The organism is Sorangium sp. So ce1036 (assembly GCF_051369805.1).
Classification (GTDB): domain Bacteria; phylum Myxococcota_A; class Polyangia; order Polyangiales; family Polyangiaceae; genus Sorangium; species Sorangium cellulosum_F.
In genome coordinates, this window is sequence record NZ_JBBMOX010000001.1 from 8,526,581 (window position 1) to 8,550,371 (window position 23,791).

Annotated in this window: 17 protein-coding genes and 1 pseudogene; 8 read left to right on the forward strand and 10 right to left on the reverse strand. The window is 70.0% G+C overall.

Annotation, left to right across the window (positions count from 1 at the left end):
- Positions 1-180: 180 nt before the first annotated feature.
- The 3 genes from WMF31_RS32080 to WMF31_RS32090 form a co-directional block, all read right to left on the reverse strand.
- Complete coding sequence (locus WMF31_RS32080) at positions 181-1,515, reverse strand: nucleotide sugar dehydrogenase (RefSeq protein WP_436605596.1); 1,335 nt, start codon at positions 1,513-1,515, stop codon at positions 181-183.
- Between the two features lie 174 nt (positions 1,516-1,689).
- Positions 1,690-3,171, reverse strand: a complete 1,482-nt coding sequence (locus WMF31_RS32085; RefSeq protein ID WP_436605597.1) for an oligosaccharide flippase family protein — start codon at positions 3,169-3,171, stop codon at positions 1,690-1,692.
- A 4-nt stretch (positions 3,172-3,175) separates the two neighbouring features.
- On the reverse strand, positions 3,176-3,778 hold the full coding sequence (locus WMF31_RS32090) for a polysaccharide biosynthesis/export family protein (protein WP_242516450.1): 603 nt from the start codon (positions 3,776-3,778) through the stop codon (positions 3,176-3,178).
- Positions 3,779-4,040: 262 nt separating this feature from the next.
- Here WMF31_RS32090 and WMF31_RS32095 point away from each other — a divergent pair.
- From WMF31_RS32095 to WMF31_RS32110, 4 genes and pseudogenes are all read left to right on the forward strand, one after another.
- Positions 4,041-5,267, forward strand: a pseudogene (locus WMF31_RS32095) (3-dehydroquinate synthase); the annotation flags it as partial.
- Entirely contained in the window at positions 5,264-6,739 is a 1,476-nt protein-coding gene (eboE, locus tag WMF31_RS32100; RefSeq protein WP_436605598.1) for a metabolite traffic protein EboE, read from the forward strand. The pseudogene WMF31_RS32095 and the gene eboE, both read left to right, overlap by 4 nt.
- The gene (locus WMF31_RS32105) at positions 6,736-7,623 is read left to right on the forward strand and encodes a UbiA family prenyltransferase (RefSeq protein WP_436605599.1); all 888 of its coding nucleotides are present in this window, start codon (positions 6,736-6,738) and stop codon (positions 7,621-7,623) included. Before eboE ends, WMF31_RS32105 begins: the two co-directional genes overlap by 4 nt.
- 91 nt (positions 7,624-7,714) lie before the next feature.
- Entirely contained in the window at positions 7,715-9,430 is a 1,716-nt protein-coding gene (locus WMF31_RS32110; RefSeq protein WP_436605600.1) for a hypothetical protein, read from the forward strand.
- A gap of 62 nt (positions 9,431-9,492) precedes the next feature.
- Here the strand turns inward: WMF31_RS32110 and WMF31_RS32115 are convergent, their stop codons facing one another.
- From WMF31_RS32115 to WMF31_RS32125, 3 genes are read right to left on the reverse strand one after another with little or no spacing between them, the layout of a single operon-like run.
- The gene (locus tag WMF31_RS32115) at positions 9,493-10,869 is read right to left on the reverse strand and encodes an alkaline phosphatase family protein (RefSeq protein WP_129345543.1); all 1,377 of its coding nucleotides are present in this window, start codon (positions 10,867-10,869) and stop codon (positions 9,493-9,495) included.
- A gap of 12 nt (positions 10,870-10,881) precedes the next feature.
- Entirely contained in the window at positions 10,882-11,766 is an 885-nt protein-coding gene (locus WMF31_RS32120; protein ID WP_436605601.1) for a TatD family hydrolase, read from the reverse strand.
- 23 nt (positions 11,767-11,789) lie between these two features.
- Entirely contained in the window at positions 11,790-12,548 is a 759-nt protein-coding gene (locus WMF31_RS32125) for an EboA domain-containing protein (protein ID WP_436605602.1), read from the reverse strand.
- A gap of 110 nt (positions 12,549-12,658) precedes the next feature.
- Between WMF31_RS32125 and WMF31_RS32130 the strand changes: the two genes are divergently transcribed.
- From WMF31_RS32130 to WMF31_RS32140, 3 genes are all read left to right on the forward strand, one after another.
- Positions 12,659-14,074, forward strand: coding sequence for a PQQ-dependent sugar dehydrogenase (locus tag WMF31_RS32130; RefSeq protein ID WP_129345539.1), 1,416 nt, complete (start codon positions 12,659-12,661; stop codon positions 14,072-14,074).
- Positions 14,075-14,188: 114 nt separating this feature from the next.
- Positions 14,189-16,006 carry an MYXO-CTERM sorting domain-containing protein gene (locus WMF31_RS32135; protein ID WP_436605603.1) on the forward strand — a complete coding sequence of 606 codons (1,818 nt, stop codon included), beginning with the start codon at positions 14,189-14,191 and terminating at the stop codon, positions 16,004-16,006.
- 205 nt (positions 16,007-16,211) lie between these two features.
- Entirely contained in the window at positions 16,212-16,988 is a 777-nt protein-coding gene (locus WMF31_RS32140) for a YdcF family protein (RefSeq protein ID WP_436605604.1), read from the forward strand.
- Between the two features lie 123 nt (positions 16,989-17,111).
- On the opposite strand, the gene WMF31_RS32145 is transcribed toward WMF31_RS32140, so the two are convergent.
- The 3 genes from WMF31_RS32145 to WMF31_RS32155 all read right to left on the reverse strand — a co-directional run bounded on the left by WMF31_RS32145 (position 17,112) and on the right by WMF31_RS32155 (position 21,314).
- Positions 17,112-18,233, reverse strand: coding sequence for a glycosyltransferase family 2 protein (locus WMF31_RS32145; RefSeq protein WP_129345535.1), 1,122 nt, complete (start codon positions 18,231-18,233; stop codon positions 17,112-17,114).
- A gap of 154 nt (positions 18,234-18,387) precedes the next feature.
- Positions 18,388-20,766 (reverse strand): peptidylprolyl isomerase, encoded by a 2,379-nt coding sequence (locus WMF31_RS32150; protein WP_436605605.1) that lies wholly within the window; start codon positions 20,764-20,766, stop codon positions 18,388-18,390.
- Positions 20,767-20,768: 2 nt separating this feature from the next.
- Positions 20,769-21,314 (reverse strand): YdcF family protein, encoded by a 546-nt coding sequence (locus WMF31_RS32155; RefSeq protein WP_436605606.1) that lies wholly within the window; start codon positions 21,312-21,314, stop codon positions 20,769-20,771.
- A 389-nt stretch (positions 21,315-21,703) separates the two neighbouring features.
- Here WMF31_RS32155 and WMF31_RS32160 point away from each other — a divergent pair, with 389 nt between their 5' ends.
- Positions 21,704-22,525: an MBL fold metallo-hydrolase gene (locus tag WMF31_RS32160; RefSeq protein ID WP_436605607.1), complete on the forward strand. Its 822-nt coding sequence runs from the start codon at positions 21,704-21,706 to the stop codon at positions 22,523-22,525.
- A gap of 225 nt (positions 22,526-22,750) precedes the next feature.
- On the opposite strand, the gene WMF31_RS32165 is transcribed toward WMF31_RS32160, so the two are convergent.
- Positions 22,751-23,578, reverse strand: a complete 828-nt coding sequence (locus WMF31_RS32165; RefSeq protein ID WP_436605608.1) for a sigma-70 family RNA polymerase sigma factor — start codon at positions 23,576-23,578, stop codon at positions 22,751-22,753.
- Positions 23,579-23,791: the final 213 nt, after the last annotated feature.

Genomic DNA, 23,791 nt, shown 5'->3' on the forward strand with positions numbered 1-23,791 from the left:
ATCGAGCGACCCACGCCGCTCACCGCGTCATCGCCGTCGAGGAGGACGACGGCGCCGCGGATGGGTGCCCGATCGCGCGCCAGCGCTGGCGTGCGATCGGGCACCCGATCCGGGGCCAGGACTGGCGCCGTGCCGCCCGCGCGCCCGCTGGCAGGCGGGCGCCGCGCAGGGCGCTCTCCGCTAGGCCTTGATCACCTTGGGGTGCGCCGACCGGTAGACGCCGCGGGTGTCGACGATGAAGGCGGCGTGTTTGAGCACCGCGTCATAGTCGACCGCCGAGTGGTTGGTGACGATCAGGACCGCGTCGTGGCTCTTCAGCGTATCCTCGTTGAGCGGCAGCGACGAGAGCTCCGGCAGGTGCGGCCACGAGCGCATCCGCGGCAGCTTGGGCACGTGCGGGTCGTGGTAGCTCAGCACCGCGCCGAGCCGGCGCAGGAGCTCGATGATCTCGAAGGCGGGGCTCTCGCGCGGGTCGTCGATGTCCTTCTTGTAGGCGACGCCGACGAGCAGGACCTTCGTGCCCTTCAGCGCCTTGCCGCGCTCGTTCAGCGCGAGCTGGAGCTTGTTGACGACGTAGTGCGGCATCTCGACGTTCACCTCGCCGGCGATCTCGATGAACTTCGTGGACCTGCCGAACTCGCGCGCCTTCCAGGCGAGGTAGAACGGATCGAGCGGGATGCAGTGGCCGCCCCAGCCCGGCCCCGGGTCGAACCGCATGAACCCGAACGGCTTGGTGGAGGCGGCGTCGAGCACCTCCCAGATGTCGATCCCCATCGTGTCGTAGACGACCTTGAGCTCGTTCACGAGGGCGATGTTGACGGCCCGGAAGATGTTCTCGGTCAGCTTCGCCGCCTCCGCCGCGCGGGCCGAGGACACGGCGACCGTGCGCGCGATCGCCTGCGAGTAGAGCGCTTGCGCGAGGGCCAGCGACGCGCGATCGACGCCGCCGACGACCTTCGGGATCGTCGCGGTGCTGTGATCGCGGTTGCCCGGGTCCTCCCGCTCGGGCGAGAAGGCCAGGTAGAAATCCTCGCCCATGCGCAGGCCGGATTGCTCGAGGATGCCCTTCACGAGCTCATCGGTCGTGCCGGGGTACGTGGTGGACTCGAGCACGACGAGCTGCCCCTTCCGCAGCCGGTCCTTGATCTTGTGAGAGGACCCGATGACGTAGCTCATGTCGGGCTCTCGCTGCGCCGTCAGCGGGGTGGGGACGCAGATGAGGATGGCGTCGGGCTCGTCGAGCCGCGAGAAGTCCGCCGTGGCCTCGAATCGACCGGTCTTGGCCGCCGCCGCGACCCGCGCGGGGTCGAGGTGCTTGATGTAGCTCTGCCCTGCGCTGAGCGCGGTGACCTTCTCGGGGTCGACGTCGAAGCCCAGCACGCGGAAGCCCTTCTCGATGAACGTGAGCGCCAGCGGCAGGCCGACATAACCCATGCCGATGATGCCCACCCGGGCTTCGCGCGTGGTGATCTTGGCCAGGAGGCTCTCGACCGCAGCGGGATACGTCTCTGCCATTTCCTTTTATCTCCAGTGATGGGAGCCGCCCTGCGGCCCCCGACCCAGGTTCGAAGAGAGGGGTTCGACGCTACCACAGGCCCTCAGATTTCGCTCGGGCGTCGAAGTCGCCCTCTCCCTGTCGACGGGAGAGATCTTCGGAAAAGGGCGCCGCCTGCGGTATCGGGGAATGCCCTACTGTCGGCGGCGCATCGCCTCGCGGGCGAGCGCCAGAAAATCGCGCGACGCGTGCGGCGCGATCGCGAGCGCGGACACGATGAAGGAGAGCGCGCCCACGACCACCTCGGAGCCGAGTCGGACGCCGCGGGGCAGCTCGCCGAGCCGCGCCATGCCGTAGCGGACGGCAAGCACGGCCGCGACCATGGGCAGGCACGCGATGAGCGGACGGATCAGCGGCCGCAGGAGCCGCGTGTAGGGGACGCCGTCGGCGCGCTTGACGACCCAGAGGCTCGCCAGGGCGTGCACCCCGAACGCAACGCCGACGCCCGCGCACGCCCAGAGCACGCCCCCGATGGATCCGAGCAGCGCGATGCCGCCGACGATCGCGGCGACCTTGAGCCACTCGAGGACCATGATCGTCCGCGTCCGGCCGTAGACCTGCATGTACGAGGACAGGACCCAGCCGATCGGGCGGGTGACGCCGAGCGCCGACAGCACGGCCAGGAGCGGGCCGGCCGACTCCCAGGCTTCGTTGAAGAACGTGTCGTTCAGGATGGTCGGGGCGACCGCGCCGAGGCCGACCGCGAGCGGGAAGACGAGGAGCGAGAGCAGCGTGAGCGCGCGGACGAGCGCCGTCTTGCGCTGCTCCGGCTCGAGCTTCGAGAACGACGGGACGAGCACGTCGCCGATGCGCTCGCCGACCTGGGAGGCCGGGATGTCGGCGAGGTTCCACGCGAGGTTGTAGAGCCCGCCGACGTGCTCGCCGAAGAGGCGGATCATGACGAGGTTGTCCCACTTCGAGGCGCCGAAGTTCGCCAGCGATCCGAAGTTGAGCGGGATGCCGAAGGAGAGCAGCTCGCGCGCCTTCTCGCGCGACAGCGGGCTCGGCGTGAGCCACTCGGAGAGCTTCACCGCCGGGAGGGTGGTGGCCACGCGGACGACGGCGCGCAGGAGCGTCGCGACGACGATGGCGTTGCCGCCCCAGCCGAGCACCGCGAGGGCGACCGACGACACGGTGTAGGTGAGCTCGCCGGCCGCGTTGCGCAGGCTCACGCTGCGGAAGCGCAGGTCGCGGATGAGCAGGCGGTCGGGGATGTACCAGAGCCGGTCGATGAGCATCGCCACGACGAGCCCGGGCATGAACTCGAGCATCCCCGGCGCGCCGACGAGGTGCTCCGCGATCGGCTCTCGCAGGAGGTACACGCCGCCGATGGCGACGCCCCCGGCCAGGAGGAAGTAGACGGTCGCGTTGAAGACCATCTGGCGGTCGAGGCTCGGCCTCGACGCGATGAACTGGCCGATGCCGAGGCTCGACATGAAATGCGCCGTCATGACGACGACGGCGGCGGCCGAGACCTCGCCGTACACGTCCGGCGCGATGAACCGGGTGAGGACGAGGGTGCCCAGCAGGCCGAGCACGCGCGAGCCGAGCCCGGTCGCGATCGTCCACGCCGCGCCGAGGACGGCCTTGCGAGCGAGCGCCGAGGAGCCGGCCACGAGATCAGGGCACGAAGACGGTATCGCCGGCCTTGAGCACGAGGTCCTGCTCGGGCCGCGCGCGCGAGGCGATATCGTCGTAGTTGATGGGGATCTGCCGGAACTTGCCGGGGGAGTCCATGCGGATGAGCAGGATCTGCTCCGTCGAAGCGAACTGGTTCGGCCCGCCGGCCATGGCGAGCGCCTCGGACACCGAGACGAAGTGGCTGGCCGTGTAGATCCCGGCGCGGGCGACGTTGCCGCTGACCACGAACCGGTAGCTGTTGATCGACGTCACCGCGACCGTGATGACGGCCGTCTCGTCCTTCACGAACTCCGAGAACCGCCTCTTCAGCTCCTCGCGGACCTGGGTCGGGGTGCTGCCCGCCACGCGGACGTCACCGATGAGCGGCATCGTGATGACGCCATCGGCCCTGACCAGCGCCTCGCTCGACAGGTCGGGCATGCGCCACACGTTGACCCGGAGCTGGTCCCCCACGCCGATCACGTACTCGTGCTTACGCGGATCATACTCCTTCGCGTAATTCGCCGGGTTGTAGACGTACGTGGGCGAGCACCCCAGAGAGAGCGCGGCCAGGGCGAGGCCTGCCGCTGCTGCCAAGGGCACTCTTCTCATGAATGACCGTTGGGTGGGACGGGCTGTGCCTTCCATGGCGTCTGCATCGAAGAGGGGAAAGTGAGGCAGCACGGGGGCGCGACCGCGGGTCGTCCTCGACCGCGCCGGCGCGCGGAAGCGCGGGTCGCGCAACGTCGGCAGCATTGCAGGAAGGCCGTCCGCCGCCAAGGGGAAGTTTTCACCCTGCCGCAGGACGCCCGTTCCGGGCGAGGAAGCACCTTGACGGCTCGATGGTCGCTCTCGAAGCTCGGCGTCGATGCTGCTTCACGTGCAACGGATCGCTGTCCCCTTCGAGTACCCTGTCTACTTCACCGAGGGCGTCTTCTCGCCGAGCAACGACGACCTCGCGTCCGCCGTCGCGTCGAGGGAGCCCGGCCGGCGGCACCGGGTGCTGCCGGTGATCGACGGCGGGGTCGCCGCGGCGTGGCCGTCGCTCCCGGAGGACATCGCGCGGTACGTGGGCGCCCACGCGGCGCGGCTCTCGCTCGTGGCCGATCCGATCGTGGTGCCGGGCGGCGAGGCGGCCAAGAACGACGGCGCGGCCACGGCCGCGCTGCAGGCGAGGCTCGACGCGCTCGGGATGGATCGGCAGTCGTTCGTGGTGATCGTCGGGGGCGGCGCCGTGCTCGACATGGCCGGCTACGCGGCCGCGACGGTGCACCGCGGGGTGCGGGTCGTGCGGATCCCGACGACCGTGCTCGCCCAGGCCGACTCCGGCGTCGGCGTGAAGAACGGCATCAACGCGTTCGGGAAGAAGAACCTGCTCGGCACGTTCGCCCCGCCGTTCGCGGTGATCATCGACGCGCGCTTCCTGGAGACGCTGCCGCTGCGCGACAAGGTGGCCGGGATGGCGGAGGCGGTGAAGGTCGCGCTGATCCGGGATCCCCGGCTGTTCTCGTGGCTGACGAGCCAGGCGCCCGCGCTCGCGTCGGGGGAGCTCGCGCCGCTCGCGGAGCTCGTGCGCCGGTCGGCGGAGATCCACCTCCAGCACATCGCGAGCGCGGGCGATCCGTTCGAGCTCGGGAGCGCGCGGCCGCTCGACTTCGGGCACTGGGCGGCGCACAAGCTGGAGTCGCTCACGAGCCACCGGCTCCGCCACGGCGAGGCGGTCGCGATCGGGATCGCGATCGACACGCTCTACGCGGCGTTCGCCGGTCTATGCAGCGAGGCGACCGCGGCCGCGGTCCTGACGACGCTCGAGGCGCTAGGCTTCGTCCTGTGGGACGAGGCGCTCGCGCTCACGCACCCGGGCGGCGGGCGGCTGTGCGTGCTCGACGGGCTGACCGACTTCCGCGAGCACCTCGGCGGCGAGCTCACGGTGACGCTGCTCGAGGGGGTGGGTCGCTCGCGCGAGGTGCACGAGATGGACGAGCGGCACATCGTGGCGGCGATCGAGCGGCTGCGCGAGCGCGCGGCGCGGCGGGGCGCGCGCGCGGCGGCCGGCGCGGCGGGCGGAGCGGCGGGGGGAGCGCGCTCGTGAGGCTCGCGTGCGCGGGCTCGCCGCACCTCACGTACTGCACGAACATCCACCCGGGCGAGACGTGGTCCGAGGTGAAGCGGAGCCTGGAGGCGCACGTCTGCGCGATCTGGTCGCGCGCGGACGGCGGACGAGGCGGCGCGCCGCCGGGCGACGGACGAGGCGGCGCGGGGGGCGGCGGCCCCGGCGAGCGCCGCCCGTGCGGCGTGGGGCTGCGGCTCTCGGCGAGGGCGGCGGCGGAGCTCGCGGCGCCGGCGGAGCTCGAGGCGTTCCGCGATTTTCTGGGGCGGAACGGGCTCTATGTCTTCACGCTGAACGGCTTCCCGTACGGCCGGTTTCACGGGGCGCCGGTGAAGGAGCGCGTGTACCTGCCGGACTGGCTCGACGACGAGCGCCTCGCCTACAGCGATCGGCTGGCGACGCTCCTGGCCGCGCTGCTGCCGGCCGAGGAGGGCCTGATGGGCAGCGTCAGCACCGTGCCCGGCGCCTTCCGGCCGCGGGTGCGCGCGCCGGACGACGCGGAGGCGATCGCGCGGCGCCTCGTGCGGCACGCGGCGCACCTGGTCGAGCTCCATCGCCGTACGGGCAAGCGCATCGCGCTGGCGCTGGAGCCCGAGCCGTGCTGCTTCCTCGAGACGACGCCGGAGACGATCGACTTCTTCACCGAGCACGTCTTCTCGCGGGAACGCGCCCGGGAGCTCGCCGCGCTGGCCGGGATGAGCGTGCCGGCGGCCGAGGAGGCGCTCCGGACGCACCTCGGCGTCTGCTTCGACGCCTGCCACATGGCGGTCGAGTTCGAGGACGCGCCCGCGTCGCTCGCGGCGCTCGAGGCGGCGGGCATCGGGGTGCACAAGGTGCAGATCAGCGCGGGCCTGCGCGCGAACGTGGCGGAGCGCGACGCGGCGGCGATGGCGAGGCTGCGCGCGTATGCGGAGGACGTCGTCTACCTGCACCAGGTGGTCGAGCGGCGCGCGGGCGGGGGCGAGCTCGTTCGCTACCTGGACCTGCCCGAGGCGCTCGCGGCGCTCGACGGCGCGCGGGCGGCGCCGGCGGGGGCGAGGCCGCTCGAGTGGCGCATCCACTTTCACATGCCGATCTTCCGTGGGTTCGAGGGCGCGCTGGCGACGACGCAACCCGAGCTCGCGGCGCTGCTGTCGCACCTGCGAGGGCGGCCTGCGACGCAGCACCTCGAGGTGGAGACCTACACCTGGGATGTCCTTCCGGAGGACCAGCGGCAGGGGGGCGTGGTCGAGGCGGTGGCCAGGGAGCTCCGCTGGGTGGAGGAGCGGATGGTGGGATCAGGGAGCGCGGGCGGCGGCGGGCGCGCGGGCGGCGGCGGGCGCGCGGGCGGCGGCGGGCGCGCGGGCGGCGGCGGGCGCGCGGGCGGCGGAATGCGCGCGGGCGACGGCGGGCGCGCGGGCGGCGGAACGCGCGCAGGCGACAGCGGGCGCGCAGGCGACGGAGAGGGAGCATGACAACGGTCTCACGCGCGCGGGTGTACCTGCGGCTCGGTCGCGTCTCGAACCTTCCGACGGTCTGGACGAACGTGCTCTGCGGCATGGCCCTGTCGGGCTCCGACCTGCGTGCGCCGGCGGTGGCGCTCGTGGGGCTCGCGGTGTCGCTGATGTACGTGGGCGGGATGTTCCTGAACGACGCGTTCGACCGCGACATCGATGCGCGCGAGCGCCCGGAACGGCCCATCCCCTCCGGGCTGGTGAGCGCCGGCGAGGTGTTCGCGGTGGGCTACGGCCTGCTCGGCGCGGGGGTGGTGATCGTGGGGGTCGACGGCCACCTCTCCGGTCGGGGCCTGTCGCCGGCCCTGGCGAGCGCGCTGCTCGCGGGGGCGATCGTGCTGTACGACGCGTGGCACAAGGGCAATCCGCTGAGCCCTGCGCTGATGGGGCTGTGCCGGGTGCTGGTCTACGTGACCGCCGCGGTCTCGGCGGGGGGACAGCTCGGGGCCGCGGTGCTCGGGGGCGGGATGGCGCTGCTGTTCTACCTGATCGGGCTGACGGCGATCGCGAAGCAGGAGAACCTGCTGTCGGTGCGCAGCCTGTCCGCGTTCGGCTTCATGGCGGTGCCGTTCCTCTATGCGATCGGGGCGCCGCTCGCGGGCCTCGTGGGGACGATCGCGTACGGGGCGCTCGCGGGGTGCGTGGTGCACGCGGTGCGGCTGCTGCGGGGAACGAGGAAGGACCGGATCCCGCGGGCCGTGGTGACGCTCATCGCGGGGATCTCGCTCCTCGACGCGGTGCTCATCGCGAGGAGCGGCGCGGCGGCGGCCGGCGCGGCGGCGGCGCTGGCCATGCTGGGCTTCCCGCTGACGCTGGCGATGCAGCGGGTCGTGAAGGGGACGTGAGGGGAGATCGGGAGGGTCACGCGCCTTCTCCGTGCGAAAGACTCATCCCGAACTCCGGGACAACATGTTGAGCTACTGGAGACACTCAGGCATGACGTCACATCGCGCTCGTACGATACAGGCCGGCTCTCTGGCGTTCATCTTCGCCGGATCTGGTTGCGGGCTCATTCTCGGGCTTGACGATTTCGAGGACGCATCTGCGACAGGGCGCCAAAGCTCTGGCGGAGCTGGCGGGTCAGGCGGAGCTGACGGAGCGGGCGGAGCTGGCGGGTCAGGCGGAGCTGGCGGCGCAGGCACCTGCCGTCCGGAGATCGCGGAGCGATGCTATAGCGGGCCGCCGGGCACGGAAGCGGTCGGGCTGTGCAGAGCCGGGATACGGACGTGCGACGACAGTGGGGAGATGTGGGGTACGTGCGAGGACGAGGTAACCCCCCAGCAAGAGAGCTGCGCTTCCACGGAAGACGAGAACTGCGATGGGTTTGACTGCACCTTGTGGGCAAGGGCGTTCGCCAAGGATGCACAGATCCACTCGGTGGCGACCGACACATCGGGAAACATATTCCTAGTAGGACATTTCAAAGAATCCATACAATTTGACACCGAACCTGGGTCTGCCTCGCTCATGGGCGCCGGCGAGACGGATATCTTCGTGGCATCCATCGACAAGCTCGGACAGCATCGATGGAGTCACGAGTTCGGCGACGTGGCTGCTCAGGAAGCGTCTTCCGTAGCCGTGGACAGCGCAGGAAATGCCATCGTGATCGGCACCAACGATGGCACAATAAACCTCGACGGCCTCAATCTTGGACCAGGGCTGTTTATCGCAAAATTTGACAACGAGGGGAAACACATCTGGAGTCGCAGCTTCCCAGGAAACCCAATAAACAACGACACAACTCGACCCAAAGTCAACACCACACAACACGACAACATCATCATCTCGGGAACCTTCGAAAACTACATAGAACTCGACAACGAAACATTGACAACAGAGCCAGCAACCCCAGAGAACACGCGGGACATCTATGTCGCAAAGCTTGATGGAAGCACTGGACACACCAGCACATCACATGGCGGCTGGGTGCGACAGTTCAGCAGCCGTGGGGTTGATACACTTGTTGATGCGGCAGTTGATCGAAGCGACAACGTCGTCCTTGTCGGACACCACAACGCGGAAATAGTTCTCGGCAACCTACCGCCGATCGACGGCTCCGGCATGTTCCTAACAAAACTGGACAGGAATGGCGATGCTGCCTGGGGCCGCGGCTTCGAGAACGCACACCCCTCTGCCCTGGATGTTGACACGCTGGGCAACATCTCTGTCACGGGCAGTTATGAGGGCAGTTCCTTCAGCTTCGAGGCCGGCAGTCCTTTACCAGAAGGACGAGCGCCGCTGTTCGTTGCACAGTTCAACACAACTGGCGACCACAAATGGAGCCGAGGCTTCACCTCACTCCAAAGTACAGGCCCCCAGGTACTATCGTCCGATGTCAGCATCGATCAACTCAACAACGTCGTGATCGTCTGCACAATCGCAAGAAACATCTTGGTCGACAATGAAATATTGGACCCAAGCGAAAGACAGTACGCACTGGCGCTCAAGATAAACTCAGTCGGAAGCACCATGTGGAAAAGAACATACACGGCCGGACTGGCATACGGAAGCATTATCGAGACAGACCTCAGCAACGAGAGCATCATCGCCGGACGCTTTTCTCTTCAGATGCACCTCGAAACAGGCACACTCGACACTGGCGAACAGTACATTGACGACATATCACCGTTTATCACCAAAATTGGATTCTAGATCGCAACCCGAAGCACGGCAGCGCTCACGCCCACACAACCCCAACGCCAATACGTTGAAAGTCAGCCGAACACGTGCCTCAGCACCAGATCATGCACATCGACGGCTTGAACACACGCACTCGACGACAGAACCGAGTCACGGCTAGACATAAACACTGGGCCTCCATCAAGCCGTTCAGTCAACCGCCCATGAGATCCCCTCACCAGTGCAGCATCGAGCGGGACAATATCCATCAGATAGCGAAACCCAAGCTTCTTCTTCGCCAATCGCCACACTACGCTAGCAGGCAGCGCGCGCAACTTAGGATCAAAAAACAGCTCTACTGGATCATAGCCAGGCTTTCGGTGAATATCAACAGTCCTGGCGAACTCCGGAGCTTTCTCATCGTCAAGCCAATAGTAGTAGCTAAACCACCGATCCTGTTGCGAAATGGCGACGAGTTCGCCCGATCTTGCATGTTCTAACCCAGCGGAGCGCTTACCTTCAGTATCAAGAACGAAATCCACCCCGGGCAGCCCCTCCAGCAGGCTTTTCACCTCTTCAATGCGCTCCGGTCGGCGCACGTAGACGTGCGCCACCTGGTGGTCAGCCACGGCGAACGCCTCTGACGCCCCTGCGTCCAGCTTCTCCAGGCCGCGCTCCACGCGCACTCGGAGGAGCCCCTGCTCCCGCAGCGCCCGGTTGATGTGCACGGCCCCCGTCACACGCGTGATGCCGTACTCGGAGAGGACGATCACCCGCGCCCCGTCCCTGCGTACGTGGTCTATCAACTCCCCGCACACGGCGTCCACCGCGCGAAGGTCGTCCTTGATCGACGGGTGATCCGGCCCCAGCCGTTGCAGGTTGTAGTCGAGGTGCGGGAGATAAACCAACGTCAGCGTGGGTCGCCGCGTGTCATAGACATGGCGCGCGCACCGCGCGATCCACTCGGTCGACCGGATGTCGGCGTTCGGACCCCAGAAGTTGAACAGGGGGAACTCCCCCAGCCGGAAGACCAGCTCGTCGCGCAGCGACGCCGGCTCGGTATAGATGTCCGGCAGCTTGAGCCCGTCCGCCCAGTAGATCGGCCGCGGCGTCACCGCGTAATCCGCCGAGCTGTACATGTTGTACCACCAGAACAGCTTGGCGCAGGTGAACGTCGGATCGCGCCGGCGCGCGACGTCCCAGATCTTCTCCCCGGCCACGAGCTGGTTCGCCTGGCGCCACAGGTTCACCTCCGCGATGTCGCGGAAATACCAGCCGTTCGCGACGCAGCCGTGCCCGCTCGGGAGCAGGCCCGTCGTGAAGGTCGACTGGACCGTGCAGGTGACCGCCGGCAACACGGTCTGCAATGGGCGCATCACGCCTTCCTGAGCGAACCGCTTCAGGTTCGGCGTGGCGTCGCCGAGGAGATCGCCGGTGAGCCCGACGACGTTGAGAACGACGGTGCGGTGCATCAACCTGTCCGTTCAGCGCTGCACGACGGGCGTCTGCCCGCGCAAGACCGAGTTCCCCTCGAAGAGCGCGCGCTGATCCACCGCGGGCGCCTCTCCGAGCTCCGCGAGGTCGAGCCGGCCGCTCTGGGCGAAGAAGGCGAGCGGGTTCTTCCAGACGATCCGCTCGATCACCTCCTCCGCGATCCCGTTCTCGCGCATGCGCGCTGCCGTCTTCGGCACCTTGAGGGGGTCGCTCACGCCCCAGTCGGCCGCGCTGTTGATCAGGATCCGCTCCGCGCCGTATTTCTTGACCAGCGCGACCATCCGATCTTCATCCATCTTGGTATTCGGGTAGATGGAGTGACCGGCCCAGCAGCCGGTCGCGAGCACCAGCGGCAGCGTCTCCTCGTTGTTGTGATCGACGAGCACGCGCTCCTCGGGGAATCGAAGCTCCCGCACCAGGGCGAGCGTCCGCTCGGTGCCGCGCTTCTTGTCGCGGTGCGGCGTGTGCACGAGGATCGGAAGATCGTGCTCTCGCGCGAGCTCGACCTGCTGGGCGAAGACCTTCTCCTCCTCGGGCGTCATGTCGTCAAACCCAATCTCGCCGACCGCCACGACGCCTTCCTTGTCGAGATAGCGCGGCAGGAGATCGATGACGCCCTGCGCCAGACGAGGGTTGTTGGCTTCCTTCGGGTTGAGGCCCAGCGTGCAGAGGTGGCGGATGCCGAACTGGCTCGCCCGGAAGCGCTCCCAGCCGAGCAGCGACGCGAAGTAGTCCTCGAAGGAGCCGACGTGCGTCCGCGGCTGACCGAGCCAGAACGCCGGCTCGAGGACGGCGACGACGCCGGCAGCGGCCATCGCCTGGTAGTCGTCCGTCGTCCGAGAGGTCATGTGAATGTGAGGATCGAACAGCTTCAATGGTTCCTCCGCCTCGCGCTGCTTCACTCGGGGATCCGCGTCGCGCGCTCGTGTTCGTGCTCCAGGGAGAGCAGGCCGATGTCCCCTGGAACGCTCCGGCCGGCCGCTCTCCGTTCGCTCGCGAAGTCCTCTGCTATCCTGGCGAGCTCGCTCGATCGCCGGCGCTCGAGCCCGACGATCCGGGCGAGCGCCACGCCCATGAACATCGCCTTGAGGACCATCTGGTTGAAATTGAGGTCCGGAAAGCAGGCCGCCGGATAGGGGTTCTCGCAGGCGATCGCCTCGAAGATCGGCAGCTCGTTGGTGCGGCACGCCTCGATCGCGAGCGCGACGAAGCGCTCTGCTCCGGGCACGAAGGGGAGCGCCCGCAGGACCGCCTGCCGCTCGCGGCTATCCCCCTGCTGGTAGCAGGTCTCGAGCAACAGCTCGAGCTCCGGTGCGGGCAGGCGCCTCGAGACCAGCGTGATCATGGTCATTCGGCCGAGCTCATCCAGGCTCCAGCCATCGGCTGCCCCGGTAAAGCCGGCCCCGGCCAAGGCCTCGCGCTCGGCAGCCTCCAGCCCGAGCGGCGCCTTGCCGAGCACGCGAGCTGCCGCGGTGAACGTCGCCAGGAAGCGGTCGCTGTTGAGCCAGGTCGAGGCCCCGGCCACGACCGCATCCGGCGCGCCGCCTTGGTGCCCACCCGCCCCGGTCACCGCCTCGACGCGCTCCAGCCAGGAGCCCGCCGCCGGCGGAATCCGACGTGACAGAATTTCGAGCAAACGTAGGGAGATGTCCTGCATTGTAGTCGTGCTCGCAGGTCACGGCCGCCTGCGGTAAGGCGGCGGCGACACGGTACCCGGCGGCCGAAAGTAATACCAAGGAGCACGCCGTTCGGATAGCCTCCTACGGCATGATGGACCAGAACCGTTCCGTTTTGTCTTTCATGCCGATCGCTGCCGCTGTCCTCGGGTTCGGCCTCGCCCTGAATGCTTGCAGCGAGAGCGATGCCGGTGGCGAGGGAGGAGCCGGTCCCGGCGGCTCGGCGACCGGCGGCGGTGCCGCCACGGGGCCTTCGACGGGCAGCGGCGCCGGTCCTGCGACCAGCGGAACCACCGGCGCCGGCGGCACCGGTGCAACCACCAGCACCAGCACCAGCGGTGCCGGAGCCGGCCCTGCGACGGGCACCGGCGCGGGCGGACACGGAACGGTCGAATGCGACGAGCCGGGCGGGACCGTGCCGCCGCTCACGCTCACGGAGGTAGCGCGCGGCTTTACGCGGCCCCTTTTCGTGACCAGCGAGCCGGACGATCCCAGCCGGCTCTACGTGGTGGAGCAGGACGGTACGATACGCCTCATCAAGGACGGGGTGCTGCAGAGCGCCGCGTTCCTCGATATCTCCGAGGTCGTACGAGGATGGGAATACGAAGGTGATGAGCGAGGTCTCCTCGGGCTCGCGTTTCACCCCGAGTACGCGACCAATGGCAGGTTCTTCGTCTATTTCAACACGCGCGGACGCTCTCAGGTGCTCCAGGAGTACAGGCGTTCATCGACCAATCCCGATCAGGCTGACCCGCAGCTCCGGAAAGAGTTCTTCTCGATTGAAACGCTGGATGGCAACCACAACGGCGGGATGCTCGCGTTCGGCCCTGACGACATGCTCTATGTGGGCATCGGTGACGGCGGCGGCAGCAGCGACAACCCTGATCGGAGGAACAATGGCCAAAACATTGATGTAAAATATGGCAAGATCCTCCGCATCGACGTCAACAATCACCCGACGCCTCCCCCCGGCAACGTCAACAACGGCGACCCCGACGTCTGGGATTACGGCTTGCGCAACCCATGGCGATTCAGCTTCGACCGCTGCAGAGGCGATCTCTACATCGGCGACGTCGGCGGACGCTTGTTGGAGGAGGTCAACATCAAGGCTCGCGGCGAGGGCAACAAGAACTACGGATGGAGCGTCACCGAGGGGACCCAGTGCCTCAAGAACGACCAGCCGCCGGGATGCGAATCACCGATGATCACAGCGCCCGTCGAGAGCTATAATCACAACCTGGGCGATGGCTCCATTACAGGCGGTTATGTCTACCGCGGCAGCAAGATCCCCGCTCTACGTGGCGCCTACGTGTATGGCGACTTCGTGTCCAACCGGGTCTGGACGCTCACCTGGAAAGACAACAGCGTCGTGTCCAAGAGCAATCTCAGCCAGGATCTGCAGAGCGAAACCATCCTCGAGGGCCTGGCCTCCTTCGGCGAGGACGCCGCGGGCGAGCTCTACATCGTTGATTTCGGTGGCAGGGTTTACCGGATCGATCCCGAATAGATCGCCCCATGTTCGACAGGGGGCCAGCGCGACCGCCGTTCGCTGACCCAGCTTTGACACAGAACAATTTAATAGCTCTGGATTCACGCCATGCAAAAGATATCGAGAGTGGCGATGGCCTGGGTACTCGCCTTCGGGCTCCTGGGTCGCGAGGCAGCGGCTGGGATCGATGATCTTCAGGGCACGAAGCCAGGCGAGCTGCCAGAGCGGGACAACTTCGACACCAGCGAACGATGCGCCGCGTGCCACCGCGGAAAGGGCGATGATCCGCGGGACTACATGCCGAGCGACACGTGGTCGGGCACCATGATGGCCAACGCGTGGCGTGATCCCGTCTTCAAGGCCGCCCTCACGATCGCCAACCAGGACGCGCCAGGCATCGGCACGTTCTGCTTGCGCTGCCACTCTCCCGTCGGCTTCGTGCGAGGACACGCGACCCCGCCGGACGGCTCCGGGTTCGATCCCAACGCCGAGGTCGACGGCATCATCGACGGCCAGGCCGTCGGCTGCAGCGTCTGCCATCGCGCGATGCCGACGGAGGGCCCCGATGGCGAGAAGTCGTACCTCCTCGGCAACGCTCAGCTCGTGTTCGATACCAGCCCCGAGGCTGCGTCGTTCACCAGCACGCCCGTGATGTACGGGCCCTACGAGAACATCGTCTCCAACTCCCATACCGGAGCACCGGATCCCACGCTCGCCGACTCCCGGTTCTGTGGCCAGTGTCACCAGGTCACCAACCCGGAGCTCAAGCTGAGGAATGCGGACGGAACGCCCACGAACATCGAGTTTCCCCTCGACACGACCTATGAAGAGTGGGCGTCCAGCGACTTCCGCGACGGCGGCCCGGACGCCAAGAGCTGCATCGATTGCCATATGCAGCGCAAGACCGGGGAGTGGCCCGTCGCCAACCCCGGGCCGATCCGCACCGATCCGCGCGACCACGTCATCGTCGGCGGCAACCACTGGGGCATCCAGGCCGTCATGGCCGCCGACCCCGAGCTCGCCGCGACGCGCGCCAACGCCTTCCAGCTCGCGCTCGACCGCACCCTCGAGAGCCTCGCCTCCGCCGCCGCCGTCACGATCGTCGAGGCCCCGGAGGACGCTTTGCCCGGACAGGAGCTCGAGCTCACCGTACGGGTCGAGAACCTCACCGGGCACAAGTTCCCGACGGGCTACGCCGAGAGCCGGCGCGCCTGGATCGCCGTGTTCCTCGTCGACGAGGACGGCGGCGAGCGGCCGCTGCTCGGCGGCTACGACGCCGACACCGGCGAGATCCAGCACGATCCGCCGACCCACGAGTACCGCGCCGTGCACGGGCGCTGGGACAGCGAGACGGGCGCCGGGGAGAAAGAGGAGCACCTCGCGCTCCACGACATGATCATCTCCGACACCCGCATCCCGCCGAAGGGCTTCGTGCCGTCGCAGACCACCACGCCGACCGAGGAGATCGACTTCCGCGACGGAGACGGCGGATACCGCAACTACGATGAGGCGACGTTCACCCTCACCGTCCCGGCAGACGCCTCCGGCCCCCAGACGCTCTCGGCGCGCGTCTACTACCAGTCGATGACCCGGGAGCACATCGAGTTTCTCCGGCACGAGAACGTCACAAATGACCTGGGGGAAAAGCTCATGGCCATCTACGAGGAGACCGGCGAGGCGCCGCCCATCCTCGTGGCGAGCGCCGACGCGCCGATCGCGCTCGGGGATCCCCCCGCGAACACCGGCGGAGGCGGCAGCGGCACCGGCGATGACGGCAGCGGCGGCGACAGCACAACCGATCGCCCGCCGCCCATCGCCGGGGACAGCGGGGGATGCGGTTGCCGGACCCACGGCGACGACAGCACCGGGTGGCTCCCCGCAGCCCTCACCGGGCTCGCGCTCGCCTCGGCCGCAGCCCGGCGCCGGCGAGCGGTGCGCGCGCGTCGCTGAACCGCACGCCCTTGCGTCACCGAACCGCATGAGCGCACGTCGCTGAACCGCATGCGCACGTTCCTGCGCGGCGCGCGCCCCGTTGAGCCCGGACGGCGGACACGACGCGCGGCCCACGTCCGTCCCGCCCTCGCGCCCGTTCCTCGCGCCCGCTTTTTCGCTCGCCTCGCTCCCCGGAAGCAGCATAGACAGCTACCCAGCTCTCATGGCGAGCCTCGCCCTGCCCATCGCTCGACTCGTCGATCCCATCTTCCTGCTCCTCGTCGCCGTGGCCGTTGGCCTCGCGCTCTCCGGCGGGGACTGGGCCTATCGCTCGCGCCGGGGGAAGGTCGGGCGCGTGCTCGTGTGGGGCGCCTGGCTCGCGCTGTGGCTCCTCTCCATGCCCTGGATGTCCAGCTCGCTCGTGCGCTGGTACAGCACCAGGCCCAGCGACCTGCGCGCGGATCTCGCAGGGACCGCGCCCGAGCGGCGGGCCCTGATCCTCCTCTCCGCCGGGATCGACGTCGACGAGTTCAACGTGCCGGCCATGGAACGGCTGTCGGAGCCCGGCCTCGAGCGCTGCCTCGGCGCCGCGCGCGTCTACCGCGAGCACGGCTTCGGGCACGTCATCATCTCGGGGCGGGACGCGGTGCAGGGGCCCACCGCGCTCGCCGGCGCCATGGCCGACCTGCTCGTCGAGCTCGGCGTCCCCAGGAAGAAGATCCTCCTGGAAACCGAGTCGCGCGACACCCGGGAGAACGCCCTCTACTCGGCCCGGATGGTGCGCGACCTCCCGGTCGATACCGTGGTGGTCGTGACGAGCGCGCTCCACATGCCGCGCTCGATCCGCCTGTTCGAGCGCGCGGGGCTCCCCGTCCTCCCGGCGCCGGTCAGGTTCCAGTCGCCGCCGCCCGAGGGGCTGGAACGGCTGATCCCGTCGTCGTTCGCCCTCCGGCGATCCCAGCGCCTCGTGCACGAGATCGTCGGCCTGCTCGAACCCTGACCGCAACGGCGCTGCGCTCGCGCCGCTCACGCCCGCGCGCCGCTCACGCCCGCACGCCGCTCACGCCCGCGCGCCGCTCACGCCCGCACGCCGCTCACGCCCGCTCGCGCCCGCGCGCCCGCGTCACCACGTGACCTTCTGCGAGCCGCGGAGGAATCGCCACAGGCCGACCACGGCGGCCGCGTTGAGCACCACGAAGGTGCGCGCGAGCGTGCCGAGCTTGCCCGCGGCGCCCCCGAGCAGCGCGAGCAGGTAGAAGGCCACCTGACCCCCGAACAGCGCCCGCGCCGTGTAGAGCGTCCAGGAGACCCCCTCGGCCTCGGCGCCCAGCCACGCGAGGCTCGACGTGATCAGCAGCGCCACGAGGGCCCACGGGCACACCAGACGAAGCAGCTTGTGAGAGAAGACCTCGAACCAGGACGGGTTCCTGAACGGGACGAGGAGCGCGGGCAACAACGAGAAGAGCTGGTAATTGCCCGCCAGCGTGCGCACCTTGCGGCCGAACTCGCGCTCGTCGCCGAACGCATCGTCGTACGCAATCGCGTCCTCGGCGAACAGGATCGCCCGGCCCGCGAGGCGGAGGCGCATCGGAACCCACATGTCGTCGAGGATGACGCCCTCCGGAAGCGGGCTCATGTCGGCGCGCCGGATGGCATAGATGGGGCCCGTCACGCCCACCATGCTTCGGAACCGCCCCTCCTGTCGGCGAATCCAGTTCTCGTAACGCCAGTACGCTCCCGACCCCGCCGCGCCCTTCAGCACCAGGTTGCCCGAGACGCAGCCCGCGCCGGGATCCGCCAGATGGCGCACGAGCGCGCGCAGCGCCCCGGGCACGAGCGGCTGGCGCACGTCGGTCATCAACAGCACCTCCCCCGTCGCGACCCCGAGCATCGTGTTCACGCCGATCGGCTTGCCCCGGCGCGCCTCGCTGACGAGCACCTTCACCCGCGGATCTCGCTCGGCCAGCCTCCGGGCCACGTCCACCGTGTCGTCGGTCGAGCCGTCCGAGTACAGGAGGACCTCCAGCTTGTCCCTCGGATAATCAAGCTCGAGAAGGCTCTCGACCTTCGCCGGGAGATACGACGCCGCGTTGTAGACGGGGATACACGCCGTCACGGTCGGAACGTAACTCGGATCCTCCTTCCGCTGCGCCGGCCAGAGGCGCGCCAGGACGCCGATGACGACCGGGTACCCGAAGTAGGTGTACACGAGCAGCGCGACGGCCAGGAAGGAGGCAATGACCACCCTGGACTGTAAAGCGCCGGTCGGGGGCGGTTGTCAATCGATACGGTCCCTCCCCTCCGCGCCGGGGCGCCGCCGGCCAGGCGCTGCGCGCTGCGCGCCACGCGGCGCTCGCCGGGCGCTGCGCGCCGCGCGCCGCTCGCCACGCGCCGCGTGATCAGTCTCGCACCTTCACGCTCCGGATGACGTCCCCGTCGACGAGCGCAGACCACGGCCCGGCGGCCGTGCCGACCGCGGCGTACTGGCCGTCGAGGTGCGGCGCGCGCGTGTGCATGACGAACAGCTGGCTCGATCCGGTGTCGCGTCCCGCGAGGGCGACGCCGACGCGCAGCGGCTCGAACGGGACCGGCGACGTCTCGCAGCGGAGCGCCGGCCGGCCGGGCGGACCTCCGGCGCCGTCACCGAACGGCGCGCCGAACTGGGTGACGAACCCGGGCACCACCCGATGGATGATCTTGCCGTCGTAAAAGCCCGAGCGCGCGAGATCGACGAAGCGGGTCACGGCGACCGGCGCGAGCGCAGGGTCGAGCGTCATCGTGAGCTCGCCCGCGTCCGTGTCGAACGTCAGCACGGCCGGCTCGCGCACGAGCGCGGACGCCTCGGCCGGCAGCTCGCCGGTCGGCGGCGCGAGCGCCGGCAGGCCCCCAGGCGCCGCGTCGCCCGGCACCCCGGCCTCGCACCCGACCTTGCGCCCCCGGAGCACGCCGAGCGCCGTCCCCGCGCGCGCCCGCGTCGTGGGATAGCTCGATCCGCAGAGCGAGACGAGCCGCGCCTCGGCCGGCCTCAGCGCGAGCGCCCCCACCGCGTCGATCACGGCGTCGATCAGCCCCGGATCGTCGCGCGCCCCCGGCCGATCGAGGATCGACAGCAGCGCGCGCTCGATCGCGGCCGACGCGGTCGCGACGGGCGCGCCCCTGTCGTCGTCGCGCCGCCGCTTGCGCTTTCGCCGCGGCGGCTTCGGGTCCTCCGACGCGCGCTGGGGCTGCCGGGCGATGACCTCCGCGGCGGCGGCGACGAGGCCCGGCTCCTCCGCGGCGAGCGCCTTCGCGAGCAGCTCGGGCGCCCCGGCGATCTCGTCGTGCGTGGCGATGAGCTCGATCGCGGCCTCCCTCGCGCGCAGCTCGCCCCCCTCGGCGTAGGCGCGGTACGCGGCGAGCCGGGCGCCCGTGATCGCGCCGCGGCCGATCACCTCGACGACGGCCCGCGCCCCGATCGAGCCGCGCACCGGCGCGGCCGCGCCCGGCTTGCGCTCCGGATCCGCCGGCGCGGTGACGTCGCAGCCGAGGAGCAGCGGCTCGCGGTGATCCGCGCCCGCGAGGAGCTTGGCCGCAGCGCAGCGGAGCCACGCCACGCGGCGGAGGACCGCGGCGGGCGCGCTCGGCGGCGGCGGCAGGGCGGCGAGGTCGCGCAGCGGCTTGCGCGCGGCCCCGGGCGCGCCGAGCGCGTCGAGCACGGTCAGCAGGACGCCGAGGTCCTCGCCGACCAGCCCCGTGAGCGCGATCGGATCCGCGCTCGGGACGAGCGGCGCGAGCGCCTCCGCGAGCGCGCGCTGCCCGGGCGCGCCGAGCCGCGCGAGCGAGCGCGCGGCCTCGGCGCGCTCGCTCGCCGTGAACACGCCCCTCGTCACGAGCACGCGCTGGAGCTCGACCGCGGCCTCCTTCCCTGCCCGCCCGAGCGCGCGCACCGCGAAGAGGCGCGCGTCGCCCGCCTCCGCGAGCCGCGCGGTCGCGACGTCGCGGATGCGGGCGATGACCGTGAGCGGGACGTGCTCGAGCCGCCCGATCGGGTAGAGCGCCTCCGGGACGGGCGGGCTCGCCGCGCTGCCCGCCGCGAGGTTGAGCAACGCGACGAGCGTCTCCTCGCGCAGCCTGAGCCTCTGCGCCGCGAGATCGCCGAGCGCGTACGCCGCGTGGACCGCGCGCGCGCGCGGCCCCTCGAGCCACGCGACCAGCGTCGGCTCCGACGCCTCGGCGCCGCACCGCCCGATGGCGCGCGCGATGGCGCCCCCGGCGTCGAGCCGCGGCGCGCCGGCGGAGGCGCCGCCGGCGCTCGCCGCCCGCGCACCGCCCGCGGCGGGCGCGGCGCCGCCCCGCGCGCCCGCCGCGCTCCCCGGGCCCGCGTCGCGGGCGAGCGCGCGCGCGACGAGCGCCGAGACCGTCTCGCCCTCGCGCCCCTTGCACGAGGACCCGAGGCCGTAGGCGGCCCACGCGATCACCTCCTCGTCCTCGTCGGCGAGCGCCCGCAGGAGCCCCGCCCGGGACGCGTCCCCGCCGATGCGCGCGAGCGCGCGCGCGGCGGCGCGCCGCACCTCGACGTCACGGCTCTGCTGATCGGCCGGGGTCACCTCGAGCGCGGCGCGGCGCTGCTCGGCGGCGAGCAGCGCCGCGCGCCGCGCCTCGCCGCCTTCGCGGGACGGCGCGGCCGCCGCGTCGCTCCCCGCGTCGGGGGCCGCGCCGGGCGCCGGCTGCCCGGTGCAGGCGGCGAGGGAGAGGGGCAGGGCGAGGAGAGGCAGAGAGCAGCGGCGCCACATCGGCATGATCACGTTTCACCGTGGCGCGCGGTGTCGAGCAACCAGGCGGCGCTCTCGCAGAGGATCCGCCGGCGGCGCATCGCGCGCGCGTCGAGCCACGTCGAGACCATCTCGTGACCGCGCTGCCACGCGCGCGCAACCACCCGGTCGCAGCCCGCGGGCGCGGGCAGGCCCGAGGCGTCGATCCCGACCTCGCGAAAGTTCTGGAGCGCCCTCGGCATGTGCCACGGGCAGGTGACGATCACCGCCCGCCGCGCGCCCATCCGGCGCAGCAGGGCCGCGCTGAAGATGGCGTTCTCGTGGGTCGTCAAGGACCAGAGATCCTGGACGATCGCGGCCGCGGGGACGCCGGCGCGCCCGAGCTCGGCGGAGAGCACGCGCGCCTCGATCTGCGCGCCCCAGCGGCGCCCGCCGCTCACGACGACCCGGGGCGCGACCCCCTCGCGGTAGGCGCGCGCCGCGGTCGCGGCGCGGCGCGCGCCGGGAGCCGCGGGGCGCCCGGACGGGAGCACCCTGCAGCCGAGGACGACGATGGCGTCCGCGTGGAGCGGCATGCGCCGACCATAGCCGATCGGCCGAGGGCTTCGCCCGTCCGCCGCGCACCTAGCACCTCGCCCCCGCGGACGCCGCCGCGCGGCGGGTGGCGGGGCCCGCTGGGGGCTCATTTCCGTGGCTTGCGTTCCGGCGAGCCCCTGTCGTGGCTCGCCTGCACGAAAGCCCCTCCGGTGAGCCCCCAGCGGGCCCCGCCACCCGCCACGGCGCCGGTCGCGCGGGCCACAACTACATTGGCGCCGAGGGCGCTGCTCCCCCGGTCAGGGCGCCATGCCTGCGACCTTCCTTGCGCCCGGTGCACCAGGCGGCTTGACGCTGCCCGCGCTCGGAATCTAATAGCTCTACCTTGAAACGGGCGGGGTTCAGCGAGCGAGGCAGGATGCGGATCAAGATGTGGGGGGTTCGCGGAAGCATCCCCACGCCCGGTGCGAGCACGGTCGAAGTCGGCGGCAACACGAGCTGCTACGAGATCCGTGCCGGCGAGACGCTGATCATCCTCGACGGCGGGACGGGGCTCCGTCTCCTCGGCCAGGACCTGGTCAAGGAGATGCCCTTCGAGGCGTGGATGTTCTTCAGCCACGTGCACTGGGATCACATCCAGGGCTTCCCGTTCTTCACGCCGGCGTTCGTGCGCGGCAACAAGATTCACCTCTACGGCGGCCTCAACGTCTCCCGGACGCTCGAGGAGACGCTCGCCGGGCAGATGGACTACCCGAGCTTCCCCGTGCACCTCACGGAGATGGGCGCGGCGATGACGTTCCGCGATCTCTACGAGGGCGAGGTGGTCACGATCGGCCCGAACGACGACGTGCGCGTGACCAACGCGCGGGGCAACCACCCGAACGGCGTGTACGCGTACCGCGTCGAGCACGAGGGCAAGGTGGTCGTGTACATCACCGACTCCGAGCACTACGCGATCGTGGATCCGAAGCTGAAGAAGCTCGCGATGGGCGCCGACGTGCTGATCTTCGATGCCATGTACACGCCCGAGGAGTACGCCGGCGAGGTCGGCGGCGGGCCGAAGACGGGCTGGGGGCACGCCACGTTCGTCGCGGGCTGCGAGCTCGCCAAGGCGGCGGGCGCCAAGCAGCTCGTGCTCCATCACCACGACCCCAACCAGACCGACGCGATGGTGCGCGAGAAGGAGATGCGCGCCCGCGAGCTCTTCCCGAACACCATCGCGGCGCGCGAGGGCACGGTCATCGAGATCTAGCGGTCGCCCCCGCCTGCGAGCCCCCGCACCCCGCCTCGGGGACAACGCCCCCCGAGGCGCAGCTTCCCCCGAGCGCCAGCCCCCACGGAACCGAGCGGCGGTCGCCCGCACAGGAGACGGGCCCAGATCGGCGTCTTCGGCGCGCAGGCGTACTCAAGTACGCCGAGCACCGAAGACGTCGAGGTGGGCCCGTATCCGAAGCGGGCGACCGCCGCTCGCCGCTCGTCAGGCGCTTCGCGCCATGGGCTCGCGGGTGATCTGCTCGATGCGCTCGCGCATCCGCTTCTTCGCGCGCTCCTCGATCTGCCGCACGCGCTCCTTGCTGACGCCGAAATCGGCGCCGAGCTGCTCGAGCGTCACCGGGTTGTCCGTCAGCCAGCGCTGGTTCACGATCGAGCGCTCGCGCGGCGACAGCTCGCTCACCACCTGGCTCAGCGCGCGCGCGAGGTGCTCGCGCTCGTCGGCGGCGCAGGCCTCCTCCTCGGGCGAGATCGCGTTCGACGTGAGCCGGTCGAGCGGCGCCACGCCGTCGTCCGTCGGGGCGCGCTCGAGGCTCACGTCGCGCGCCATGAGCAGCGGGAGCAGCTCGGCCGCCCGCTCCTCCGTCAGGCCGCTCAGCTCCGCCAGCACCGCCGGATCCTTCTCGTGCGTCTTGCGGTAGATGCGCAGCGCGCGGCGCTCGCTCTTCGACGAGCCGAGGCGCACGATCCGGTAACCCCGCGCCACGTGCTCGCGGATCTCCGCCCGGATCCAGTAGGCCGCGTAGGTGGCGAGGCGGCAGCCGCGATCCGGGTCGAAGCGCTCCGCGGCCTTGAGCAGGCCGATGTTCCCCTCCTGCACGATGTCCTCCATCGGCAGCCCCCATCGCCGGTACTCGAGCGCGATCGTCATGACGAACGGCAAGCACGCCTCGATGAGGCGCCGGCCAGCGTCCCGGTCACCAGCCCTCCAGCGGCGCGCGAGCTCCCGCTCGGCCTCGGGGCTCAGGGTGGCGTAGTTCGCGAGCTCTGTACGGTAAGCCGAGAATGCCGCACGATCCCAGGTGGTGCTCATGGTCCCTTCGATCTCCGCCGCGCGCGCCGGTCAAGGGGCCTTGGGTCGGAGGCCCATGCAAGCCGGTGGGCGGCAATGCCGCCAGATGCAGGCGGGATGCCGGGGGCGACCTTAGGAATTTGCCTTATTTTTGCGCTGGAATGCGCAACGTGTTCGGATCCGGGGAGGGATGCGAAAGCTTTGCGGGAAAGCGGAGGAGCACGGATGCGCGGC